Source organism: Corynebacterium sp. NML140438, from assembly GCF_001875725.1.
Taxonomy (GTDB): Bacteria; Actinomycetota; Actinomycetes; order Mycobacteriales; family Mycobacteriaceae; genus Corynebacterium.
In genome coordinates, this window is the sequence record NZ_MLCQ01000010.1 from 105,113 (window position 1) to 129,911 (window position 24,799).

A 24,799-nucleotide genomic window follows, 5' to 3' on the forward strand; every position below is an offset into this window, starting at 1 on the left:
TTCTAGCCACTTGCTGCTTAAAATAAGGAAGTCGATGGGTAAATCTGAATTTTTACTAGACAATCAGACGCAGGCCGGCGCTGCGTATGAGAAGCTAAAAGCACTCATTATGAGCGGCCAGTTACCAGCAGGTGAACGTCTGAAACAGGTTGAACTCTCGAAGGAACTCGGGATCTCTGTTACCCCGGTTAGGGAAGCACTTCGTCGCCTTGCGCAAGAGGGGCTCATCGACAGTACTCCACATAAAGGTGCTCAGGTTGCACTGTTATCGCTCGATGCACTCAACGAGATCTATGAGATGCGTCGACTCATCGAACCACTATCAGTCAAACGTGCATTCGCGAAAATCACTAAGAATACCGCGAACGAAGCTCGTAGAATCTGTGATCAGATGAGCCAACTTGGTCCTGCACAAACAGCAGAGTTTATCGATCTCAACGCACGGTTCCATGCTCTACTTCTCGAAGACGACGGTTCTTGGACTTTCCGCGTGACCAGCCTATTACAATCAGCTGCAGCTCCCTACGTAGCAATGTCAATTTTTGAGCATCCCGACCAGATGCCCGAATCGAATAACGAGCATTACCAACTCGTCTCAGCTTTCGAAACCGGGGATGTACAACGTGCAGTTGACATCACGAAGCAACATTTATCCACAACGCGGGTGCTCGCTGAGCGTTATCTTCGGCGTTAACACGCACTTTGTAACTTCTATAAAATCACGACCATGAGCACATGGTCACAAGTTTTGAGCATTGGCGTGGCGGCACTGCTGGTCGGCGGTGGCATCGGTGTAGGCACCTACGCCACCATCGACGAACCCGACCCCGCGCACTACGCCATCGCCACCACCACGAAGGCGCCACACCTCCAGCTGACCAATCCCGACGGCCTGCTCACTCCATCTGACCAGGCACAACTCGAGCAGAATCTCCAGCGCATCACCTACCCGGAGGTGGTGCGCACCGTCCACATCCTCGCGTTCAACAACGCCGAAAACACGCGCGAGAACATCAACGACACCATCGAGGAATACTTCCGCGCCCACTACCCCGACGAAATCCTGGACAAACACGGCTTTCGCGACGGCACCCTCGTCCTCGCCGTGGACATGGCGCACCGCCACCACGCAATCTACGCCGCCGACGACGTCGACGCAGTCCTCGGGTTAGACAGCGAATCCCGGGCCACCCCAGTTATCGACGCCATGGTCCCCGGGCTACAAAGCAACAACGTCCCAGCCGCCCTCTTCGCCGGCGCGAGCCTAGCCATGGACACCGACCGCCTGCAGCAGGAGCGATACCAATCCGCCGTCGACGACCGGATCGGCGCTGGCATCGGCGCAGGCGCAGTGTCCGGGTCATTGGCCGTCGCCCTTGGCGCCGCTGGCGTTGCACGGCGCAACCGACGCCGCCGCTTGGTGGAGCAGGCGCGGGAGGACTACGCGCTCGTGACCAAAGAATACGCCAACCTCGCCGGGCGCCTCGACAGCATCGACGTCCGCGCCAACTCGCTGACCAGCTCGTTTGCGGACGCGGAGCTGCGTCGTCAATGGAGCGACGTCCACGACCGCTTCCTCAAACTCCACGACACCGTCTCCGGCGCAGGCGGCATCGGCAGCATCAACATCTCCGACGATGCCGCCGCCTACCGCGCCCGCAAACAACTCGCCGACACCGCCGAAACCCTCACCCACACCAGCTACGCCGAAGACAACATCAACCGCCTCTTCAACATCGAACGCGGCGACGCCACCGCCCGCCGCACCGACCTCGCCCGCCTCAGCGACGACATCACCCAGGCACGCCTCGCCATTGACGACACCACCCTCCGCCAAGAACTCATTTCCTTACAGGAACGCGTACTGGACCTAGACCGGGAACCCACCAGCCCCACCTTCCTCGACGACTACCTCCGCCTCCTCGCCGACTACCGAATCGTCCTCGACGCCGTCAAAGACAAAGAGTTCAGCGACGTCAAAGACCGCCACAAACTGGCCACCCCAACCATCTACGACAAGGACTACTGGTACCCCACCTACATCCCATTCGTTGCGATGCAATCCTGGCACGACACCAACGTCGCCGCCGCGAACTCGGCTGCGTCCTCCTCTTCGGGCAGCGTGAACACGACGTTCAGCTCCGGGTTCACGGCTGCCGGTGGGTCCGGGAGCTTCTAGGGGTTGGTTGGTTGGCTGGCCCTTGTGCCGGGGAACTATTGTGGGTCGGCGTGTGGTTTCTCGACTGCTAGGTTCCCGTTTGCCCAGGTCGTCCCGGTTCTTGGTCCCTCGTGGTTGAAATCGTTCCCAAGCTCGGGAACGATTTCAAACCGCCACATGTGCGAACTGGGAAAATGCGTTTGACGACTGGTGGTTTCGGGGCTCAGACGTGAAAAAGTTCCCCGCTCCACGTTGAACTGCACCAAATTCCCTCACGGACCGTTAACAACCTGGGCTTTTTGCAAATCTGACTCTTCGGGAAAACGGGAATGTGGTGCAACCGACAGCCGATCCAGTGACAAAAGACGCAATCCTCAAAAACGGCCCCGGCAAAACGCCTGGTCAACAATGGACTGGACGTTATGGGCTGCGTCTTTTGTCACTCACCGCACTCAGTACCTAAAAACACCAAAGGCCCCACCAAAAAGGCGGGGCCTGGCAAACTCGAAAATTACTCCACGGTGACGGAGTTGATCACGACGTCCTCGACAGGGCGGTCCATGCGGCCCGTCTTGACGTTGGAAAGCTCGTCGACGACCTTGCGGGATGCCTCATCGGTGACCTCGCCGAAGATGGTGTGGCGGTTGTTCAGCCACGGGGTCTCGGCGACGGTGATGAAGAACTGGGAACCGTTGGTGCCTGGGCCGGCGTTGGCCATGGCCAGCAGGTATGGGCGGTCAAATTGGAGTTCTGGGTGGAACTCGTCGGCGAACTGGAAGCCTGGGCCGCCGGTGCCGGTGCCGGTTGGGTCGCCGCCCTGGATCATGAAGTCGGGGATGATGCGGTGGAAGATGGCGCCGTCGTAGAAGGGGCCTTCGGTGGTGCCGGAGGCGTTCTTGGTGGAGTAGTCGAGGGTGCCCTTGGCTAGGCCGGTGATGGTGTCCACGGTGTGTGGGGCGTGGTTACCAAACAGGTCGACTTTGATGTCGCCGTGGTTGGTGTGGAACGTCATTGTCTGCGTCTTCTGAGTCATGGTGTACAGCGTACACGACCCTCCACGCCCCTCGTTCGGTGTTAGCGCTGGGCGAGCACCGCGTCGCGTGCAGCAACCAAGTTGCGTAGCGACGGCACCACTTCCTCATACTTGCGCGTCTTCAGGCCGCAGTCGGGGTTGACCCAGAGGTGTTCGGCTGGGACGTGACGCAGTGCTGCTTGGAGCAGTTCGGCGATTTCCTCGACGGAGGGGACGCGCGGTGAGTGGATGTCCCAAACGCCGGGGCCGATTTCGGAGTGGAAGGTGTCGTCGATGTCGGCGAGGAGTTCCATGCGAGAGCGGGCGGCCTCGATGGAGGTGACGTCGGCGTCGAGGCCGGCGACGGCTTCGATGATCTGGCCGAACTCTGAGTAGCAGAGGTGGGTGTGGATCTGGGTGGTCGGTTTGGCGTCGACGGCGACGAGTCGGAAGGAGCGGACGGCCCAGTCGAGGTAGGACGGGCGGTCCTTGGCGCGCAGTGGGAGGAGTTCGCGCAGGGCGGGCTCGTCGATTTGGATGATGCTGATGCCGGCTTCTTCGAGGTCGCGGACTTCGTCGGCGAGGGCGGCGCCGATTTGGTCGGCGGAGACGGACAGTGGGACGTCGTCGCGTTTGAAGGACCAGGCCAGGATGGTCACTGGGCCGGTGAGCATGCCCTTGACTGGTTTGTTGGAGAGGGATTGGGCGTAGGTGGCCCATTCGACGGTCATTGGGGCTGGTCGGGAGACGTCGCCGTAGACGATTGGTGGGCGGGTGCAGCGGGAGCCGTAGGACTGGACCCAGCCGTTTTCGGTGACGACGAAGCCGTCGAGAAGTTCGGCGAAGTATTGGACCATGTCGTTGCGTTCGGCTTCGCCGTGGACGAGGACGTCGATGCCGATTTTTTCTTGCAGTTCGATGACCTGCTTGATTTCTTGCTGCAGCGCTTCCTTGTATTGAGCGTCGCTCAGGGTGCCGTTGCGGTGCGCGGCGCGAGCTTGGCGGATCTCGGGGGTTTGTGGGAAGGAGCCGATGGTGGTCGTCGGCAAGCTGGGGAGGTTCAGCGCCTCGCGCTGGGCCTGCTGGCGCTCGGCGAACAGGGGCTGGCGCTGCACCTGACCTGCAGGAAGAGTGCCAAGACGCTTGGCGACGGCCTCGTCGTGGCGCAGCGGGGACTCCGCGCGGGTCCGCGCGACGCGGGCGGATGCGGCGAACGCGACCTCGGCGGCCTGCGGGCCGGCGCTCAAGGCGAGGGCTTCGGCGATCTTCTCGTCGGCGAAGGCGAGCCAGGTGGCAACGTCGACGGGCAGGTTGCGCTCGGCCTTGAGGGTGTGCGGCACATGCTGCAGCGAGGTGGATGTGGTCACTGACTTGGCGCCGAGGGTGGTGAGGATTTCGGTGCGTTCGGCGAGGTCGGCGGCCCAGACGTTGCGGCCGTCGATAAGTCCGGCGACGAGGTGCATCTCGGGCGCGACGTGGGTGCGGACCTGCTCGACGTAGTCAGGGGTGGCCTGCAGGGTCCATGGGGACAGGTCGACCTGGAGGGCTTCGGGCTTGAGCTCGCCGAGGACGGGCAGGGCGGCGTCGGCGGCGCCGTATGGGGTGGTCAGGTAGACGCTCGGGCGTGCTTCGGCGCCGAGCAGCGTGCTCCAGGCTTCGCGCAGGTAGCGCGCGGTCTCGGCGTCCGGGGTGTCAACGTCGGCGACGACGATCGGCTCGGCGACCTGGACCCACTCCACGCCGGCCTGGCGAAGCGCCGCGAAGACCTGGGCGTACGCATCGACGAGGGCCGGGAGCAGGGACCACTCCACCGGCTTCGACAGCGCGAGCAGCGTGACTGGGCCGACGAGGTACGGGCGAACCTGGTGTCCTGCCTCGCGGGCCTCCTCCACGATGCGCACGATGCGATCCGGCACCGGCGTAATCTCCTGCCCGGCGGCAACCTCGGGCACGAGGTAGTGGTAGTTGGTGTCGAACCACTTCGTCATCTCCAGTGGCACGCGGGTGGCGGTGCCGCGGGCAAGCGCGAACTCCTCGTCGAGGTCGGTGCCGCCGGCGACCAGGCCAACGGTCAGTGCGGTCTCCAGGACGTGGTCGTAGAGGGCGACGTCCGCCGGGATGGCGTATGGCTCGGAAAGGCCGAGGTCACGCAGGTGGTTGTACGTGTCGATGCGCAGGGCGCGCGTCGTGGAGCGGAACGTGTCCGCGTCGATCTGCCCGGACCAGTAGGACTCCAGGGCGCGCTTCAGTTCGCGTTGCGCGCCGATCCTCGGGTAGCCCTCGATGGTCGTGGTGGGGAATGCTACGGTGCTCACAGGTTGAGTCCTTTCAATAGTTCACGTGTTACTGCTAAGTCGTTATGTGTGTAAACATGCAGGCCACCGGCACCGGCCTGCAGAATCGTGCGCGCTAACTCAACGGTGAGTCGCATGCCAATCTGGTGCTCTTCCTCCGGTGTCCGCGCGGCTTCAAGCTGCTTGATGACGTCCACCGGGGGTGCCACACCGGACAACTCACCCATCCTGCGCACCCGGTTCACGCTGGTCATCGGCATGATGCCGGGGATCAGCGGGATGCGCACCCCGGCGAGCCGGGCACGTTCCGCGAAGCTGAGGTAGTCCTGCGCGTCGAAGAACAGCTGCGTGATGGCGAAGTCGGCGCCGAGGCGCCGCTTCGCCAGCAACACGTCCAGGTCCTGGTCGAAGCTGGTGCTCTCCGAGTGTCCGCGCGGGTAGCAGGCCACCGACAACGCCAGCTTGCCGGCGGCGAGGCGGTAGGCTTGCGCGTCGGCGACGTCCTGGATCAGGTTGAGCAGGTCCGTCGCGTACTGCAGGTGCGTGTCGGGCAGGCGGTCGAGTCCGGCTGGGATGTCGCCGCGAAGGGCGAGGAATCCGCGGACGCCGGCGTCGATAAGCTGGGTGATCCACTGCTCGAGCTCGGCGGGCGTGCCTGCGGTGCAGGCGAGGTGCGCGATGGGGCGCATGCTCGTGGTCTGCGCGATGCGTTCGATGAGGCGGGCGGTGCCTTCCAGCCAGTCGCTGCGGTGCGAGCTGGTGACCGACACGTAGTCGGGCTGGTAGGCGGCGAGCCCCTGGATGAGGGCGTCGAGTTTGGCGGAGTCGGCGTCGTGACGCGGTGGGATCACCTCGAAGCTGAGTGCCGTGCGTGCCCGCTGCGGGCGTGGCGCGAGCTCCTCCTCGCTGCCGTCCAACGGTGCCGACGCGGAGATCCGCGTTTCCAGCGTTGCCTGCCGCATCCGACTCACCTGCTTTCTGTTCTGTTGCTTCCTGTTGATGGGATGCGTTGAAATTTAAAACCGGCTGCAACGGCGCACAAGGACACAAACAGACAGAGCGGTATATACACAGGCCAGAGGCTCGCCCGTGGTGAATAATAATCCGGCAAACTGAACCGCTTAGTCTACTTTGCGCGGTTGTGCGGGCACATGTCCGTGCCTCCCGCTAGGGTGGTTGAGAGAACATAACGAAGGAGCACACATGAACCTCACCACTGCACGACTCGCACTGCGCGGCATCAGCGGCGCCTGGAACTACTTCCGCGAACTCAACAGCAAGCAGCAGCGCGACGTCTACGAAGCACTCACCGAAGCCATCAACGACGACAACATCGACGACCTCAACGACCTCGCCGACGTGCCACAGCTCGAGGGGATCTACGACGCCGCGCGCCAGCAGGCAGGCAAAGTCACCCGCGCTAGCCACGCACGTATCGACGCCCGCCGCGCCCTCCACGCCGCAACCGCCCCCGACCGCAAGGCCCGCCAGATCGCGCTGAAGAAGGAAGCGCGCAAGCGTGGGACCGGCTCGAAGGTGCTGCTCGCCTCCCTCGGTGCGGGCGCGCTCGCGGCCGGCGGCTGGGCCCTGTGGGAGTTCTACCTGCGCGAAAAGCTTGAGGAGCGCAACCACGAGCCGAAGCACGCGCTGCACGAGGAGCCCGCTGAGGGCACGGCCACGCTGGTGTACTCCACCGATTCCGCCGACGACCAGTTCGGCACCCTCGACGCCCTCGACGACGACCAGCGCCGCGCTACGAAGTAGCCGCTAGTTGGCGTCCACCCGCCACGCCAGCAGCAGGTGGTTGACCAGGCGTGTCTTCACGTCTGGGAAGAGGTCGCGCAGGTTTGCGCTCATCGGGCGGGTCACCACGATCAGCTCGGCGGCGATCTCGGAGGGGGTCAGCGCCGGGTCGACAAGGCCGTGGGGGGCGGCGAGGTCCAGCAGCTCTTGGACGCGCGCGAAGAACTCGTCGCGGCGCTGCCGCACCGTGGACTCGAGGGCGTGCGGTGGCTCGTCCGCCAGGGCCGCCACCAGCATGCCAATCCCGGAGTCGACGCACGCCCAAATAAAGGCGCGCCACTGCTCCTCCGGCGCGCTTTCAAACTTGGCCAGCGTGTCCCCCAGCTTCGCGTCAAGCACGTCAATGAACTCGAGGGCGCACGCCTGGCGGAGGTCGGCGCGCGTCGGAAAGTGCCGGTACAGCGTGGCGATGCCCACACCCGCGTGCTCCGCGATCTCACCAAGCGTGACCTCGGAGTTCGGGCGGGTGCGGAAGTTCTCCACCGCCGCCCGAATCAGCTGTTCGCGCTTCTGTCTCGCATCGGCCCGCATGATGCTCCCTTTCCGCTTGACATTAACTGATAGTCAATCCTACGCTTAGCACCATTCTGTAACGAAAATCAACCAAAGTAGGTGTTCAATGGACTGCATCCTACGAGCCGTCGACGTCGTCGTGCGCCCAGGGAACAACCCGGTCAACCTCGAGGTTGGCGAAGGGTTCACGCTGGTCACATCGCCGCGCGAGTCCGGCGCGTCCACGCTGAGCATGGCGCTCGCCGGCCGCTACGAACCGCACAGCGGCACCATCGAGCTTTTCGACGAGCCCACCACCGCCCGCCAGCGCTTCCCCGAGATCGCTCTGGCCGGCATCCCGCTCATCGACTCCGTCGAGCGCTCCGTACCCACAAAAGAAATCATCCGGGAGCAGATCTCCTGGGAGCTGCCGTTCTACCGACGCATCCCGCGTGACCTGCTCGGCCACGAGCTCGTCGAACCCTGGCTGGAGCCACTCCAATTCGACCTGGACGAGGACAAGCTGAAGCTCGGTATCGGCGACCTGAACATCGTCGACCGGATGCGACTGCGCGTGCTGCTCGCGCTCATCGCGCGACCGGACGCGCCGCTCATCATCGTCGACGACCCAGACCAGCTGCGTAACTTTGAGCTACGCAAAGAATTCATCGACAACTTGCGCGACGTCGCAGAACTCAAACCAGTGCTGGTCAACAGCGTGAACAAGGAGGACCTATGATCGCAGGGCTGCACATCGGCAGCAACTTCCGAAAGTTCGGTCACGGCAAACTGCCGCCGCTCGCCATCATCGCCATCACGCTCATCCCGCTGCTCTTCGGCGGGCTGTTCGTCTGGTCCTACTACGACCCGCTGGGCAACCTGCACAAGATGCCCGTCGCCCTGGTCAACTCGGACGAGGGTGAGCACGGCCTGACCGTCGTCGAAGAGCTCATGGAGGAGCAACCCATGGACTTCCGCCTCGTCAGCGCGGAGGAAGCCCAAAAGGGCGTCGCCGACGGCACTTACTACCTCGGCGTGGAGATCCCAAGCGACTTCTCCGAGGCGGCCGAATCCGTCAAGTCCGACAACCCCCACCAGGCGAAGCTGAACATCTCGCTGAACGAGACCAACGGGTTCATCCCCACCATGCTCGGCAACCAGGTGACCATGATCATGAGCTCCGTCATCTCGGAGAGCGTGAGTAAAGAAGTGGTCAACCAGCTCTTCGTCGGCTTCAACACCATCCACGAAGGGATGGAGAAAGCCGCCGACGGCGCCGGCAAACTCGACGACGGGGCCCACAAAGCCAAAGATGGCAGCGGCAAGCTCAAGGACGGCGCAGGCAAGCTCGAAGGCGGCGTCGGGGAGCTCGACAACGGCATCAAGAAGCTCGCCGACGGCGCACAGCAGCTCGACTCCGGCATCGGCGAACTCCAGCAGGGCGCCAACACCCTCAACGAGAAGCTCGGCGAGGCATCCCAAGGCGCCAACAAGCTTGCCGACGGCCTCTCCGCCCTCCAAGACGGCACCAACCAGCTGGGCGCCGGCGCCGCCGCCATCGCCGGCGGCGTCGGCAAGCTGACCTCCATCACGGACCAGCTCAACGTCGCCCAGAACACCTTCAACAGCATCAACGCCACCCTGGACCAGGCCATCCGCCAACTCGACGCCACACCAGTCCCCGGCGCCTCCGACCTGGCCAACCAGGCCCGCGGCCTGAAAGCCCAACTCAACGCCGACCAGTTCGTCGCCATGAACCCGCAGATGATCAACGACCTGACCAAACTGCGCAACGGCACCCAAGAGCTGTCCACCCAGCTCAACGACCCCACCGCCAAGTACCGCGCCGGCATGGACCAAGCCGCCGCCGGGGCACAAACACTGGCGCAGGGTCTGCGTATGCTGCACGACGGCTCCGGCACGCTCGTAGTGGGCGTCGGCAAGCTGAAAGACGGCTCCTCCCGCCTCGTCGTGGGAGCCAACTCCGCAGCCGACGGCACCTCCAAACTCGCGGGCGGCTCCAACCAACTCGTCGTCGGCCTCAACGACTTGAACGACGGCCTGGTCACCCTCAGCAACGGCACCGGCGAACTCAGCCTCAAACTCAACGAAGGCGCCGACGAAGCCCCCACCTGGGAAGGCGACCGCCTCGAAAAAGCCACCGAGGCCGCCGGCAACCCCGTCGTACACAACAACACCGGCGACGAACTCACCTTCTTCGGTAAGGGCCTCTCCCCCTTCTTCCTGTCCCTCTCCCTGTGGATCGGCGGCCTGGTGCTCTACATGATCCTCGCGCCGTTCTCACGCCGCGTCATCGACTCCGGCACCAACCCCTTCCGCATGGTCGCCCACACCCTGCTGCCGTCCCTGATCGTCGGCTTCGTGCAAGCCGTCCTGCTGTGGCTCGTACAGGTCGTCGCGATCGGCGTCGAACCCAAGCACCCGCTCGGACTCTTCGGCGTGCTGTGGTTCGGCTCCTGGGTGTTCATGTCCCTCATCCTTGCCATCAACATGGTCTTCGGCCCCGCCACCGGCAGGCTGGTCACCATGGCCCTCATGTCCCTGCAACTCGTAGCGTCAAACGGCCTCTACCCACCCGAAGTGCAGCCAGGGTTCATCCAATGGGTCCACGCCTGGGACCCGATGCGGTTTACCGTGGACATGATCCGCGTCGCCTTCTTCGGCACCCACGCCGAAGACCCGCGCTTGCTGCGCGCCATCATTGTGCTGTCCCTCCTGACTGTGGCCGCATGGTTCATCAGCGCGTGGGGCATGTGGAAGCGCCGCATCCTCAACGACAAGGACATCCACCCAGAGCTCGCGCTGTAAGGGTTTGTGGTTGCTGGGTGTTGGCGTGGCACCAGATTCCTGCTTTTCGGCGGGCGGTTTTTGCGTTTCCCCAGGTCGCGGGTTTGTGCGGAGGAATTTGGTGTCTGGGAAAAGGGGTGAGTGACAAAGGACGCAACCCACTTTTCACGACCTGGGCTTTTGCGGGGGTTTGCCGACAGGATTGCGTCCTTTGTCACTGCGCCCCCAACCCGACTGGAAGTCCTGCGCTCCCCCTCTGCACGTGATTTCTTCGACTGGTAGACTCGCCACATTGTTGATGCGTCAACACGCATTGCGATCTACCAATAACGAAGGAGCACACTATGTCTACATCCGCGAAGCTTGCATCCGTAGCCCTGCGTCTACCGACGGGGCTTTTCATTTTGAACTCCGCTCTGGGCAAGTTCGGCCTCAACCGCGAGGCCGCCGAGGGCCTCCAGAGCATGGCAGCGACAGGCATCCCTGCACTGAGCAAGTTGGATCCGGAGCAGTTCGGCAAAGGGCTCGCTGTCTCTGAGGCTGCGGTGGCTGGCACGCTGCTCGCCCCCTTGGTCAGCAATCGCCTCGCCGGCGCAGCCCTCAGCACATTTGGTGCCGGCCTGCTGACGATGTACTTCAACAACGACGCCATGACTGAGGACGACGGCATCCGCCCCTCCCACGATGGCCTTTCCTTGGCGAAGGACTCCTGGCTGGTTTCGATGGGTGCTGCGTTGATGGCGTTGCCGAAGAAGCGCAAGTAGCCGATACGCTTTACTGCAAGAGAAAACCCGGCCCGCGCACCGTGTGGTGTGCGGGCCGGGTTTTGTTATGCCCTGGCCTCAGCCTGAGGCGGAGTCAACGTTAGTTGTTCCCCGCTGGCTTGTCCTCGGAAGGCTTTGCTTCCTCGGAGGTCTGGTTGTCCTTCTTGGAGGAACCGTCAATCAGGGTCTTGTTGCCGGTTGCCTTGCCCAGCTGGTAGGAGGACGTTGCTTCGTCCACACCACAGCTACGCAGGACGACGTCCATGATGATCAGGCCGGCGGTGATGGCACCGAGGGCGCCACCTGCAAGACCCAGCATCTGCGGGTTCGCTACCTGGAGTGCACCCTGCAGACCAGCGGCGGTCTCTGCGCGGTCGCGGTCGTAGATACCCAGGCCACGCTGGATATCGTCATTCGCGCGCTTAATCGCGGCGTTGAGCTGAGCGTTCAGGTTCTCGAGGCCCGGAACGCGGACCTGCGACAGGATGCCCAGCGGGACCAGCAGCAGCAGTGGCGATGCCATGCCGACCAGGCCAGCGATGCACTTCGGGTCCTTGAAGTTCGCGTTGGAGGAACCAGACTGCTCAACCTGGACGTTCACCTCGATCTTGGATAAGGCCTTTTCGTACGGGTCGCCCGGCAGCAGTGGAACGACCGTGATGTTTCCGATCTTGGCAGGAGTGATGATCCACTTGCCGTTCTCAAACTTCACGTCGGCCTGACCGCCCTTGATGTCGAACTTCAGCTTGCTGAGGTCGATATCGTTGTTGGCGTTCGGGTCCTTCTCGATGATGATCTGACCGTTCTTGCCTCGCGTGATCTTGAACAGCTTGTTCGGATCAGCGATGTTCGCGCCCTGAGAGGTGCTCCAGCCCTGCGGCAGGACGGAAACGACGTATTTCGTCACCAGGTCGCCGTCGCCGTTGTACTCCTCGATAACGAGCTGCTTGTTGCCAGCTTCCGGCTTCGGCGTGAACTTGAACTTACCGTTCTCCTCCTTGGTGGTGACCAAGTCGGCGCCCTGTGCTACCACGAACTTGTTGCCCGCCTGAGCCGGAGTGATCTCAGACTCCTGGCCCACAAGTGCACCAGTGTTGATCTGCTTGTACTTGCGTTCCTTACCCGGAGTGATGTTCAGGGTGTAGCGAGCGACAATGTTGCCCTCAGAGTCGATTTCCTGAACAATGCCGGACTTGCCAGCGGTTCCGGCCTTCGGCTTCGCTACCCATTCGGAAAGCTTGTTGCCGTTAGCGTCAACCGAGCCGCTGTCGACGGTCTTGGTTTCGAAGTTCTCTGCACCACTTGCCCACACCATGGTGTTCGGCTTGATGCCGAGCACGCGGAACTCAGAGGTCTCTGGGAGTTCCATCGTACGTGCGCCTTCGCCGTTACCAGCGCCGACGGTGAAGACGTAGTTCGCGTAGACGCCACGATCGTCTGCAACCTGGAAGGTGAACACCTTACCAACTGCGTCCTTGCGTGGCTTCACGATGAAGGCGTTGTCCTGCTCCGATACCTCGAAGAACTGATGCATCTGCTCGGTGATATCGGTGACGTTGCCCTTGCCCTCAGCAGTCTTGCCGGTCGAATCAACCGGTGCGACCTTGCCTTCGAACACCTTGAAGATCTTGTCGCCGTCGTGGCGGGCAAGCTTCGCGACTCCATCGGTAGTGATCGGACGCTCAATGGTCCGGTTCGTGTCACGCCCAGGGGTCAAGGTGAAGGTGTAGCGCTCGAAGAGGTAGCCGTCCTTGGTGCGGTTCTCCACAACGACCTTGCCGTTCGCGTTACGCAGCGGCTTCAGCGCCATGGTGGAGCCGTCTTCAGGCTTGGATTCCAGCAGTTCCCCACCTTCGACAAGCTTCAGGTTGGTGCCCTGAATCATCATGTCATTGTCAGTGGTGATGTCGTGGTTAAGTTCCTTGACTTCACCTGGCTTGACGTTGACAACCCACTCCGTGATGACGAGCTCAACGTACGGCTTGTTCTCGTTATTCGGGTCGTGCTTGATCTTGTCCCCAACGAGTTCAGGGTTCAAGAGTTCCGCGTCGCCGTGGTCCTTCGGCTGGTTGTTTTCGTCGATGCCGTACCAGCGGATCGTTTCCTGTACGCGAACCGTGCCTTCGGCTCCAGGCTTAAAGCGGAAACGCATGTCGGTGACGTCGCCGTTTTCGTTCTTCTTCGGCTCACCGTCATGGATGATCAGGTCTTCGCCTTTGACGATGTGAAGGTTGTTGTTCCGCTCGTCGCCGGTGCGGATCGTCATCAGAGAGCGATCGATGGTGTCGCGGTTACGGATTTCCTTGTCGAGGGAGTTGCGATCACGTGCAGGGTTGATCTGGATGTTCCAGACACCGCGCAGCTCGCCCTTCTCATCGTGTACCTGCACGACAACCTTGCTGACGTCGCCTGCCTTTGCGGCAGCATCGGTCGGCTTGATAACCCACTTGCCGTTCTCTTCGACGATCGTGGCGTAGTCGGTGCCGTTGCCGAGAATCTTCGCGGTGAGCTTGTCCTGCTTCTCGATCTCAACCTGGCCGTCGTGGTTGATAATGACGTCGCGGATGTCCGGGCCAGCGTTCGGATCCTTCTTCACGACGAAGGTGAACTCGTACTTACGGCCATCCTTGTCGAAGAAGACGTAGGTCGCCTCGCCTTCGACACCCTCGTTCGGAACGATGCGCCAGTTGTCGCCGTCCTCGACGATCTCCTTGATCACATTGTTCTTGTCTTCGACCTTCTCGTACTTCGTGCCACCACGACGCTCAACATAGCCGACGGAGGTGTCAGCGATCTCGCGGGTGACCTTGTACGTGGACTTGAAATTCTCGATGGTGATGATGTTTTCCTTCTCAACACCATCCTTCGACGTGATCTTCACATGGACTTGGCCGTGGGAGTTCTTATCCTTCGGCGTGACAACAATGTTTCCGGCGTTGTCGTCCTGAACAAGAGCGATGTCGCCGCCCTTGGTGACCTCGACCTTGTCGCCTTCCTGGATCTTGATCTTGACGCGATCGGATCCACCCTGGTTGATGTTGTAGAAGTAGTTGTTGACGATCTTGTTCAGGTGCTCAATCTCACCAGTGCGATCATTGATCTGCAGCTGGTAGATGAACTCGTTGCCGTTCTCATCGGTCACGACGATCTCAACAACACCGGATCCCTTGAAGCCTTCCTTCGGCGTGATGATCAGGTTGTTGTTCTTGTCGCGGTCAACAATGACAAGATCCTCGCCGCGCGTAATGCGCCAGGAGTAGCCCTGCTTCTTCAGGTCGCCCATGTCGAGGATCTTCTTCTCGTCCTTGTGGCGAATGTCGATCGTGTTGTGGATCTCGTGAACTTCCTTGGTGATCTGGGTCTCGTATTCCCGGATGATCTCCTTGACGTTCACATTCGTGGAAGTCGTCGTGGTGGTCGACTGGGCAGTCGTCGTCTCCGTGACGTCGGTCGGGGTGACCTCAACCGTTGTTGAAACCGTAGTGTATGCAGTCGAAGTCGTCGGAGTGGTGTGCTCCTTGATCGTGGTCACGACTGGCGTCTCAGTCACGGTCGACGTAGACGTCACCTTGTTGCCGGGGACCGTCTCTGTCGTGACGTACGGTTCTGGCTTGGTCGTGCGCGTCGTGGTAACCGGGGTGCCGTTCCTACGAACCGTGGTTTGGTACGTTGAAGCCTCAGGCGTCACGGTCTTGGTGGTGAGGCTCGGCGGAAGCGTCGTTGTCGTTTCGACGGTACGTGGCGGGATCTTCTTCCAGGACGTCACCGTGGTACCTGGAATCGTCGTGACGGTGGTGATGGTGCTCTTCGGCACGGTCACCGTGGTCTCGACAGTCTTCGGCGGCTGAGGCTTTGGTGTCTTCGGCTTCTCCAGGCCCGGCTGGGACGGGATAATCAGTCGCTGCGTGGTGTACTGCTGGGTGTAGCTCAGGTTGAAGCCGTAGTTGTTCGGCACCAAGACAACCAGGTACTGTTCGTCGCTCACCGACTGACGGATCCTAGCCATCGCGGCATCATCGACTACGAGGTAGAAGGTCGCGTGGTTCTTGCTGTCCATGTAGCGACCGATCTTGAAACCGGTCAGCTGAGTAAACTGACGCTGACGCTCCGGCTTCATAAAGATGCCTTCACGGACCAGCTTCAAAGAATCAGGATTGTTGGAAAGAAGCGCCTGCATCAGCGTCATCTTGTCCCTAGCGCCGCTCAGGTTGCCGCTGCGCTGATCCTTCATGATGGCTTGCATCAGGTTGATGGCGCCCTTTTCAACGTCCTTGTTGATGGATCCACCGTGGCCATATTGACCCGACTCACCCGTCAGCTTGCGGTAGCTGTAGCCGGACGGGTTATCCCAAGGGTTCGCAATGCCCCAGTCGATGCACCAACCCGGGCCGTACTGGGTCTGAAGCAGGTCAGACTTCGTCATGTCCGACTTAGAGAGCTTAGCCCACTCCCGCTGTTCCTGCTTGACCTGCGCGAGCTCCTCTGGCGAGAGTTCTTTGTATGCACTAGTAACCGCGATGTCTGCGCTCGCGTTCGGCGCAAGAACATGGGCAGTGCTAACGGCCATGACACCCGAAATCAGGCCGGCCATGATTCGCTTCTTAAGATGTGCGTTTTGCAACGGCTCAATCCTTAAAAATCGTAGGAGATATTCGAAGCAGCCTGAAGACCATCTGAACACGGATCCACAAACTGACAGACATTTATTCAATCACAAAAACCGCCCCGAACGTAGTCCACTACGCCCCCACCACCACAAAAACACCACCACAACCCACAAAAACACACCCCACACACCCCAAAAACCCCCTGACCAGCACCTTCACAAAACCTGCCAAAGTATGCAACAAAAACGTGATCTATCACACCCAAAACACCACCGCCACCAAACAGGGGGAACACATGTCAACCCGTTCACCTCGCTGAATGGCAAAAGGCCCCTTCCACAAGAGGAAGGGGCCTTCAACGCCAGCGATTAGTTCTCAGGCGCTGCCGGAGTTGTCGTCTCGGTGGCAGGAACTGGGGTCACAGTCCTCACCACGTCGCCCTTCTTGGAAGAGCCGTAGACCAACGTGTCGTTCCCCGTCGCCTTACCAATCTGGTAGGACGAGGTCTTATCGCCCTGGCCACAGGAGCGGAGCACGGCGTCGACAATCAGGAGGCCAGCGGTAATCGTGCCCAGGGCACCGCCGGCAAGGCCGAGGAGCTCAGGGTTCACCGCGCTGAACGCGCCCTGGAGACCCGCGGCGCGCTCTGCGCGGTCACGGTCGTAGATGCCCATGCCGCGCTGGATGCGGTCATTAGCCTCGCGCACAGCGGCGTTCAGCTTGCCATGGATACCTTCCAGGCCCGGGATGCGGACCTGGGAAAGGATGCCCAGCGGGATCAAAAGGAGCAGCGGCGACGCGATACCGACGAGGGACGCGATGCACTTACCGTCAGAGGAGGTAGCAACCTTGTCCTTGATGACAACATTGACCTGAACCTCATCCTGCTTCTGGCCGTTAATCCACGGCGTGAAGTAGATGTGGGTCGTGTTAGGCGTGATGCCACCTTCACCCGGCTTGATCGTGATGGAACCGTCAGGGTTCTTCTCGATCATCTTTGGATCAACCGGCTTGCAGTTGTTCGGGCCCTCGCACACCTTGATGTCGCTGATCTTGCCACCATCAGGGATGACGATGCGCCAGGAGCCGTCTGGGTTCGGGCTGACATCGGAGTTGCCAGGCTTGACGATGATGTTGCCCTCAGACGTAGCTGGGACGTCGATATCCAGAATGCGGACTGGGTTGCCCTCGTGGTCCACTTCCTCAATCTGGACGCGGCCAGACTTGCCAGGGCGCGGCTTCAGCGTGAAAGTGCCAGGCGTCGTCGGGATGTCCTCGATGATGTCCTCACCGCGGAGCACGCGGAACTTGTTTTCGCCCTTGCCCGGAATGATCTTGTCGGTGAGCTTCGGCTGGTAGACACGACGCTCCTCGACGAAGTTCAGCGCACCGTGATCCTCGATGATGGTGATGTTGTGCTTCTTCACAACATTGCCATTGCTGTCCTTCTCGACGACGACGACCTTGCCACCCTTCGAGCCTTCCTTCATGCGAAGGATGTAACGACCCTCGGTGTCCTGGACGATCTCGACGTTATTCTGACCTTCAACAATCTCGTACTTGTGATTGTTGACGATGGTGACGTCGAAGGTGCCCTTTTCCGTGATCGTGTACGAACGCTCAAAGTTGTCGTTCGAGCCGGATCCGCCCTTGCCCTTCGTGATGTTCAGGATGAACTTCTGGTAGACAGAGCCGCTCTCATCGGTGACCTCGACAACGACCTTGCCTTCAGCGCCGTCGTTCGGCGTGACGACCCACTCGTTGCCGTTGTTGGAGAGGTCGGCAAGGTCGCCGCCCTCGACAATCTTGACGGTGTCGCCTGGGTTCACGTTCGTGGTGAACTTGTCATCCGAGGTGATCTCGAAGGAGGTCGTGTTTGCCTCGTTTGGCGTGACGTTGTAAACGAAACGCTTGATCGGCAGGTCACGAGAGTTCTGAATCTCGATGACGACCTTGCCCGACACACCCTTCTTCAGCGTGAGGTCCTGGCCACCCTGTGGGTTGACCTTGCCATTGAGGAGCTCTGCGCCAGCCACGACGACAAACTTCTGGTTATCCTTCACGGAAGGAAGCGTCATCTTCGAACCAGCAGGGAGATCCTGCTTGACTTCATCGACCTTGGACTCGGTCACCGTGATGATGTGCTCGATCAGTTCGTGGCCGCCCTGGGTCTTCTCCACGACGCGGATCTCGCCGACGAAGTTCGGGTTCGGCATGAGGTAGAACTTGTTCGGATCGTTCTCATCCTTGACCCAGCTGAAGTTGTCCGTGCCTTCTGGGAAGGTGAACTCGTTGCTGGCTAGACCCTTCGTGAGGATCAGGGTACGACGGTTAGACACCGTAGTCGGGACGGTCTGCTTCGCAGGCTTGGCCTCGGCCGGGGTGACCACGATGGTGAAGACGCCGACCAGCTGGCCATTGGAGTCCTTCACGTGCGCAACGATCAGGCCGTCATCGGTTGGCTTCAGGTTCCACTTGCCGTCGCCCTCGAGCTGTTCCGGTGGGACAAGCTCCTTGCCGCGGACGATCTCGATCTTGTCGCCCGGCTGGCCCTCAATGTCGGCCCCTTCGCCGACGGAGATGATCTTCGTCTGGGAATCAACAAGAACGTTGCGGCCGTCGCGCACGTCGAGGGTGAAGACGAAGGTCTCGCCCTTATCGTTCTTGGCCCGGACGACGACCTTGCCAGTCTTGCCGGCCTTCGGGGTGAGTACCCACTGGTCGCCCTTCTTCTCAAGGGACTCAATGATGTCATCGCCCTGCAGTACCTCGGGCTCGCCAACGATGTTGTCAACCTCGATCTTGTACGAGGAGACGTTACCGATTACGCGGGTCTGGTTGTACTTGTTCGGGTTCGTGTCAACGTTGAACTCGTAGTTCTCTTCGTTGCCAGTTGGTTGACCATTCTTATCAACCTCGAAGACCTTGACCTTCACCTTGCCGGTGATGACGCCATCATTGACGTTCACGTTCAGGGTGTCGCCATCCTCGGTGGTCTTTACCAGATCCTTGCCCTCGGTGACCTCGTACTTCCAGCCCTTCGGCAGCTTGATGGACTGGTCGAGGCCAGTGACGGCAACGTTGAAGAAGTGGTTGTTCACGCGAACGGTCTTCTCAGTGGTCTTCTGGGAATCCTTGTTCACCACGTGGATGGTGTACTCGTAGCGGTTGCCGTCGCCGTCGGTAATGACGATGCGGACGTCGCCCTCACCCTGCTTCTTCGGGGTGACAACGAGACGGTTGCCTTCCTTGGTTACCTCGACCAGGCCCTGGGAGTCGTCGACAAACTCGATCTTCCAGTTGCCCGACTTGTTAGGCTCGATGACCTTGGACTCGCTCTTGTTGGAGAAGTCGTAGACGTAGTTGTACTTGTAGAAGTGACGCTCGACCGTGGTGGTCTTGCGGCTCTCCGAAACGCGGGTGACGGTGGTGTCAACAACCTTGGTCACCGTCGACGGATCGGCTTGAACCGTCTTGGTCTCGGTCTTCGGATCCAGCGTCTTCGTCGCGGTGACGTAGGTTGGCTCGGTCACGGTAACCGTCGGACGCACCTTGTTCGTCTCAGTAATCGTCGGACGCACCGTCGAGGTTTCAGTGACGGTGACAGGGGTCTTCTTCTCGACGACGATAACGTCGCGCGGAGCCGTCACGGTCTCAGTGACGATGGTGGCTTCGCCGTCCTCAAACACAGGAACGGTGACGACTGGCCGTGGTGCAGTCTCAGTGACCGTCACTGGATCTGGGACCTCGGTCTTCTCCGTCTTGTAGATCTCCTGGAACTCGCGGGTTACCGTGACCTCCGGACGCTCCGTGATGGTCTCATAATCGAGGCCCTCATGCTTGTACACGGTCTTAGTGACGGTCGGCTGACCGGTTTCGGTCACGGTCGAGGTGCTACCCGGGCCCTCGGTGACAGTGACGGTGGTAGTCACAGTGCCGCCACCATTGCCGCCGCCTGGGCGTGGGTAGAAGCCGTCCAAACCAGGCTGTGTCGGAGGAATCAGACGCTGGAAGGTCGCCTCACGACCATCCTGGTAGATGTTGTAATCCTTCGGCAGCAGGATGGTGACGTACTCGCCAGGACGGACGTTGCTGGAGACGCGGCTGAACGCAGCCTGGTCCTTGACCAGCGCGAAGTTCGGCTGGAAGCTGTCGTTGCCGCCGAAGACGGCGCTGACACGGAAACCGGTCCACTGGGTGAACTCCTGGTTAGTGACGCGAACGCCGTTCTGCGCCTGGCCGTTCAGGATGTAGGAACGCTGGCCATCCAGCACGCTCTTGTTGTTCGACAGCAGCGCCTGCAGGGCGACGTTCTTCTTCTTGACGTCGCCGAGGTTACCCTCGTACCAGGATTTCAGCATCGACTTCGTCAACGAGATCGATGCAGTCTCGATGTCAGCGTTAATACCAAGGCTGCCGTTGAAGCCGTTAAAGCCGTACAGGCCGGACATGCCGTCCAGCTTGCGCAGCTCATAACCCTGGGTTTGCAGGTTTGGCTGTGGTTTCTCAAGATCAATGCACCAGCCCGGGCCGAGCGGGGTGACCTGCATCCAGGTCTCCAGCATTTTCTTGTACTCACCCTGGTTGGTGAGCATGCTGATCTTTTCGGTGTTAAAGCGCAGCGCCTCAGCGTACTTATCGTTCGGCAGCGAGGAGTACGTACCGGTAATGCGCGGGTCCGCGCTTGCGTCCGGGGCGACGACAACTGCGCCACCAGTAATCATTGCGCCCGAAATCAGGCCCGCCATGATTCGCTTCTTAAGATGTGCGTTTTGCAACGGCTCAATCCTTAAAAATCGTAGGAGATATTCGAAGCAGCCTGAAGACCATCTGAACACGGATCCACAAACTGACAGACATTTATTCAATCACAAAAACCGCCCCGAACGTAGTCCACTACGCCCCCACCACCACAAAAACACCACCACAACCCACAAAAACACACCCCACACACCCCAAAAACCCCCTGACCAGCACCTTCACAAAACCTGCCAAAGTATGCAACAAAAACGTGATCTATCACACGCAAAACACCACCGCCACCAAACAGGGGGAACACATGTCAACACACGAAAAACCCTGGCCTCCGAACCGGAGACCAGGGTGAACCTGTGGAGCATAGGAGAATCGAACTCCTGACATCCTGCTTGCAAAGCAGGTGCTCTACCAACTGAGCTAATGCCCCTTTTGTTCCTGTGGGCCTAGCAAGAATCGAACTTGCGACCTCATCGTTATCAGCGATGCGCTCTAACCGACTGAGCTATAGGCCCTGGGAACGAGAAGTAAGATTACCTACCACTATAACCTTTGACAAATCGCCAGTACAGGCGGTGTTTTTAACACGGCTATCGCGCCCTGTTCGACATCACCAGGGTGACGCCGCCGACCAGGTCCGCGATCGCGTTGTAGAGCAACGCCGTCAGCGGGGCCATCACCGCGATGAACACCACACCGATGAGCCCGAAGAGGCCGGCTGCGGACATGACCAGGGTGGCGTCGATAACTTGGTCGCCGCCGACGCCGCTGACCAGCGAGTTCACCGAGTCGATGACTCCCGTCTGCGCGAGGCCGTAGTAGACGATGGCCGCGCCCAACATCCACGCGACGAAGCCGACGAGGGCGAGGACCGTCGCCACCTTAAATACGGAGGCGACACCCACGCGCCGCACCACTATCTTGCGGGCGGCCATGGTTTACTCCCCATCCTTCGGCGAGGCGGAGATGGACGAGGAGGTCTGCTCCTTGGCTTCCTCAATCGTCTTCTCACCCTTGGCAACCGCGGTTGCCTCCTCTTCGCCCTGCTCCTCGACGTTCTTGTCGATGGCCAGCAGCTCGACGTCATCCGCCAGGTCGACGAGGCGGACGCCCATCGTGGCGCGGGAGGACGGACGGATCTGGTTGACCTCGGTGCGGATCACGCCGCCTGCGGAGGTGATGGCGAAGATCTGGTCTTCCTCATCGACAGCCAGGGCGCCAATCAGTTTGCCGCGCTTTGGAGTGTACTTGAAGGTCATCACGCCCATGCCGCCGCGACCCTGGGTGTTGTACTCCTCAATCGGGGTACGCTTGCCGTAACCGCCAGCGGTGGCGACGAGCAGGAACTCGCCGTCCTGGGCCACGGTCATCGCGAGCAGCTTGTCATCGCCGCGGAAGCGCATGCCCTTCACGCCGGCAGTCGCGCGGCCCATTGGGCGCAGCTGGTCGTCGTCGGCGGTGAAGCGGATGGACTGGCCCTGCTCAGAGACGAGCAGCAGGTCGTCCTCCTCGCCGGCAAGCGCGGCACCGATCAGGGCATCGCCCTCGTTGAGGTTGATCGCGATAAGGCCCGCGGAACGCGCCGACTCGTAGTCGGTCAGGCGGGACTTCTTCACGCGACCATCGCGGGTGGCCAGGACCAGGTACGGGGCGTCCTCGTAGGACTGGATCTGGATGACCTGCGCGATGCGCTCCTCCGGCTGGAACTCCAGCAGGTTCGCCACGTGCTGGCCGCGGGCCGTGCGGCCCGCCTCCGGCAGTTCGTAGGCCTTGAGGCGGTACACGCGGCCGAAGTTGGTGAAGAACAGGATCCAGTCGTGGGTGGAGCAGATGAAGAAGTGCTTCACCACGTCGTCCTGCTTCAGTTCCGCGCCGCGGACACCCTTGCCGCCGCGCTTCTGCGCCTTGTAGGCGTCCACCTTCGTGCGCTTCGCGTAGCCGGTGGAGGTGATGGTGACCACGACGTTTTCACGCGCGATGAGGTCTTCCTCGGTCACATCGCCGGTCGCGGCAACAATCTGGGTGCGGCGCTCGTCGCCATACTTTTCAACGATCTCACGCAACTCGTTGCCAACGATCTCCCGCTGGCGCTCCGGGCGGGCCAAGATGTCCTTGTAGTCGGCAATCTTGCGCTCGATCTCGGCCAAATCGTCGATGATCTTCTGGCGCTCCAGCGCTGCCAGGCGGCGCAGCTGCATTGCCAGGATTTCGTTGGCCTGGATCTCGTCGACGTCGAGAAGCTTGATCAGGCCCTGGCGAGCGTCGTCCACCGTTGGCGAGCGACGGATCAGGGCGATGACCTCGTCCAACGCATCGAGGGCCTTGACCAAGCCGCGCAGGATGTGGGCGCGCTTCTCGGCCTCATCCAAGCGGAACTTGGTGCGGCGAACGATGACGTCGATCTGGTGCTTGACGTAGTAGCGCAGCATCTGGTCGAGGCGCAGCGTGCGCGGCACGCCGTCGACGATGGAGAGCATGTTCGCGGAGAAGTTCGTCTCCAGCTGCGAATGCTTGTACAGGTTATTGAGCACCACTCGAGGAACCGCATCGCGCTTCAGCGAGACCACGATACGCATGCCGACGCGGTCGGAGGACTCGTCCTCGATCTTGGAGATGCCCACCATCTTGCCCGCGGTGACCTGCTCCGCGATGTTGTGGATGAAGTTGTCAGGGTTGACCTGGTACGGCAGCTCCGTAATCGTGATGACCTGGCGGTTGCCGATCTCCTCGATCTCGGTCACACCACGCATGCGGATGGAACCGCGGCCGGTGGTGTAGGCGTCCTTGATGCCCTGGTCGCCGACGATGAGGCCGGCCGTCGGAAAGTCCGGGCCCTTCACTCGCTCCATGACCGCGTCGAGCACCGCCTGCTCATCCGCGTCATAGTTGTCGAGCATCCAGTAGATGGCCTCCGCCAACTCGTTCAAGTTGTGCGGCGGAATGTTGGTGGCCATACCGACGGCGATACCGTTCGAGCCGTTCATCAGCAGGTTCGGTACACGCGACGGCAGCACGTCCGGCTCGCGGGTCTTGCCGTCGTAGTTCGGGGAGAACTCCACGGCGTCCTCGCGGATGTCGCGGACCATCTCCATCGCCAGCGGCGTCATCTTGCACTCGGTGTAACGCATAGCCGCGGGGCCGTCGTTACCAGGGGAACCGAAGTTACCCTGGCCGTCCACCAGCGGGTAGCGCATCGCCCAAGGCTGAGCCATGCGCACCAGCGTGTCGTAAATGGCGCTGTCGCCGTGCGGGTGGAAGTTACCCATCGTGTCAGCGACAGGCTTGGCACTCTTCACGTACGAACGCTCGGGGCGGTACCCGTGGTCGTACATCGCGTAAATGATGCGGCGGTGCACCGGCTTCATACCATCGCGGACATCCGGGAGCGCACGGCCGACGATCACGCTCATCGCGTAATCGATGTAGCTCGTCTGCATCTCCTCGTTGATGTCAATGGGCTGGATGGCGTCGGATCCGCCGCCACCTAGAGTGTCATCACTCATTGCTCACCTTTCGTCAAACATTGGTTCCTACCGATTCTAGCGCCTCGTGCGACGAATCACCCCTGCGCCGTGGTATCACTCTGATACCATCGCGGCATGGCCATGACCCTACGACTCTCCACAGACGAAGACACAGCCCTCATCATGCTCGCCTCCGCCTGGGGCTGCTCCAAACAGGAGGCCACCCGCCGCGCCATCGTCACCGCCGCCTCCCGCCTTCTTGACGACGCCACCATTACCAACCTCGCCCGCACCACCCTGCAGGAATACGCCCACACCGAACGCCGCATCCGACAGGCCCGCGATGCGTAGCTTGAGCAGCGAGCAGCTGCTCGCCATCGCCGACGAATGTGCGCATTTATATAAGGTGCGAATACGCTCCTTCGCCGCGCTGTGCGCCTGCGCCGCCGTCCCCGGCGCCCACCTCCACGGCGTGCCCGTCTACGACACCCCGCACGCCGCCGCCCGCGGACTCGCCGACACCATCCGTTCCTTGCGCCCCCTCACCGGAGCCAACGACGCCTTCGCCGACGTCGCCGGCACCACCTATTTGCGGTGGGTCGAGGAAGCGTAATCGTTGATCATCTCCTAGAATGGCGACTA

General features: G+C 61.1%; 16 protein-coding genes and 2 tRNA genes. 8 read left to right on the forward strand and 10 right to left on the reverse strand.

Features of this window, described 5'->3' with window-relative positions:
• The first annotated feature begins 34 nt into the window (after window positions 1-34).
• Together BJP08_RS02115 and BJP08_RS02120 are read left to right on the forward strand one after the other, a co-directional pair.
• On the forward strand, window positions 35-694 hold the full coding sequence (locus tag BJP08_RS02115) for a GntR family transcriptional regulator (RefSeq protein WP_071568032.1): 660 nt from the start codon (window positions 35-37) through the stop codon (window positions 692-694).
• A gap of 33 nt (window positions 695-727) precedes the next feature.
• The gene (locus BJP08_RS02120; RefSeq protein WP_071568033.1) at window positions 728-2,179 is read left to right on the forward strand and encodes a DUF5129 domain-containing protein; all 1,452 of its coding nucleotides are present in this window, start codon (window positions 728-730) and stop codon (window positions 2,177-2,179) included.
• Between the two features lie 490 nt (window positions 2,180-2,669).
• On the opposite strand, the gene BJP08_RS02125 is transcribed toward BJP08_RS02120, so the two are convergent.
• From BJP08_RS02125 to BJP08_RS02135, 3 genes are read right to left on the reverse strand one after another with little or no spacing between them, the layout of a single operon-like run.
• Window positions 2,670-3,191: a peptidylprolyl isomerase gene (locus BJP08_RS02125; RefSeq protein ID WP_071568034.1), complete on the reverse strand. Its 522-nt coding sequence runs from the start codon at window positions 3,189-3,191 to the stop codon at window positions 2,670-2,672.
• A gap of 41 nt (window positions 3,192-3,232) precedes the next feature.
• On the reverse strand, window positions 3,233-5,485 hold the full coding sequence (metE, locus tag BJP08_RS02130) for a 5-methyltetrahydropteroyltriglutamate--homocysteine S-methyltransferase (protein WP_071568035.1): 2,253 nt from the start codon (window positions 5,483-5,485) through the stop codon (window positions 3,233-3,235).
• Window positions 5,482-6,426: a methylenetetrahydrofolate reductase gene (locus BJP08_RS02135; protein WP_071568036.1), complete on the reverse strand. Its 945-nt coding sequence runs from the start codon at window positions 6,424-6,426 to the stop codon at window positions 5,482-5,484. Before BJP08_RS02135 ends, metE begins: the two co-directional genes overlap by 4 nt.
• 241 nt (window positions 6,427-6,667) lie before the next feature.
• Here BJP08_RS02135 and BJP08_RS02140 point away from each other — a divergent pair, with 241 nt between their 5' ends.
• Window positions 6,668-7,228: a hypothetical protein gene (locus BJP08_RS02140; RefSeq protein WP_071568037.1), complete on the forward strand. Its 561-nt coding sequence runs from the start codon at window positions 6,668-6,670 to the stop codon at window positions 7,226-7,228.
• A gap of 3 nt (window positions 7,229-7,231) precedes the next feature.
• On the opposite strand, the gene BJP08_RS02145 is transcribed toward BJP08_RS02140, so the two are convergent.
• Window positions 7,232-7,798 (reverse strand): TetR/AcrR family transcriptional regulator, encoded by a 567-nt coding sequence (locus tag BJP08_RS02145; RefSeq protein ID WP_071568038.1) that lies wholly within the window; start codon window positions 7,796-7,798, stop codon window positions 7,232-7,234.
• An 88-nt stretch (window positions 7,799-7,886) separates the two neighbouring features.
• On the opposite strand from BJP08_RS02145, the gene BJP08_RS02150 reads away from it, so the two are divergent.
• The 3 genes from BJP08_RS02150 to BJP08_RS02160 all read left to right on the forward strand — a co-directional run bounded on the left by BJP08_RS02150 (window position 7,887) and on the right by BJP08_RS02160 (window position 11,331).
• Entirely contained in the window at window positions 7,887-8,498 is a 612-nt protein-coding gene (locus tag BJP08_RS02150; RefSeq protein WP_071568039.1) for a hypothetical protein, read from the forward strand.
• Window positions 8,495-10,588 (forward strand): YhgE/Pip domain-containing protein, encoded by a 2,094-nt coding sequence (locus tag BJP08_RS02155; protein WP_071568040.1) that lies wholly within the window; start codon window positions 8,495-8,497, stop codon window positions 10,586-10,588. The genes BJP08_RS02150 and BJP08_RS02155 overlap by 4 nt, the downstream gene beginning before the upstream one ends.
• 323 nt (window positions 10,589-10,911) lie before the next feature.
• Window positions 10,912-11,331: a hypothetical protein gene (locus tag BJP08_RS02160; RefSeq protein ID WP_071568041.1), complete on the forward strand. Its 420-nt coding sequence runs from the start codon at window positions 10,912-10,914 to the stop codon at window positions 11,329-11,331.
• A 100-nt stretch (window positions 11,332-11,431) separates the two neighbouring features.
• Here BJP08_RS02160 and BJP08_RS02165 read toward each other — a convergent pair whose 3' ends face one another.
• The 6 genes from BJP08_RS02165 to gyrA all read right to left on the reverse strand — a co-directional run bounded on the left by BJP08_RS02165 (window position 11,432) and on the right by gyrA (window position 24,196).
• Window positions 11,432-15,922, reverse strand: coding sequence for a hypothetical protein (locus BJP08_RS02165; RefSeq protein ID WP_071568042.1), 4,491 nt, complete (start codon window positions 15,920-15,922; stop codon window positions 11,432-11,434).
• A 384-nt stretch (window positions 15,923-16,306) separates the two neighbouring features.
• Window positions 16,307-20,686, reverse strand: a complete 4,380-nt coding sequence (locus tag BJP08_RS02170) for a hypothetical protein (RefSeq protein WP_071568043.1) — start codon at window positions 20,684-20,686, stop codon at window positions 16,307-16,309.
• Between the two features lie 364 nt (window positions 20,687-21,050).
• Window positions 21,051-21,123 (reverse strand) — tRNA-Ala (locus tag BJP08_RS02175).
• A gap of 11 nt (window positions 21,124-21,134) precedes the next feature.
• A tRNA-Ile gene (locus BJP08_RS02180) sits at window positions 21,135-21,208 on the reverse strand.
• A gap of 75 nt (window positions 21,209-21,283) precedes the next feature.
• Entirely contained in the window at window positions 21,284-21,628 is a 345-nt protein-coding gene (locus tag BJP08_RS02185) for a DUF3566 domain-containing protein (RefSeq protein ID WP_071568044.1), read from the reverse strand.
• A gap of 3 nt (window positions 21,629-21,631) precedes the next feature.
• On the reverse strand, window positions 21,632-24,196 hold the full coding sequence (gene gyrA, locus BJP08_RS02190) for a DNA gyrase subunit A (RefSeq protein WP_071568045.1): 2,565 nt from the start codon (window positions 24,194-24,196) through the stop codon (window positions 21,632-21,634).
• A 96-nt stretch (window positions 24,197-24,292) separates the two neighbouring features.
• Between gyrA and BJP08_RS02195 the strand changes: the two genes are divergently transcribed.
• Together BJP08_RS02195 and BJP08_RS02200 are read left to right on the forward strand one after the other, a co-directional pair.
• Window positions 24,293-24,508 (forward strand): CopG family transcriptional regulator, encoded by a 216-nt coding sequence (locus BJP08_RS02195; RefSeq protein WP_071568046.1) that lies wholly within the window; start codon window positions 24,293-24,295, stop codon window positions 24,506-24,508.
• The gene (locus BJP08_RS02200) at window positions 24,501-24,770 is read left to right on the forward strand and encodes a TetR family transcriptional regulator (RefSeq protein ID WP_071568047.1); all 270 of its coding nucleotides are present in this window, start codon (window positions 24,501-24,503) and stop codon (window positions 24,768-24,770) included. The genes BJP08_RS02195 and BJP08_RS02200 overlap by 8 nt, the downstream gene beginning before the upstream one ends.
• Window positions 24,771-24,799 lie beyond the last annotated feature (29 nt).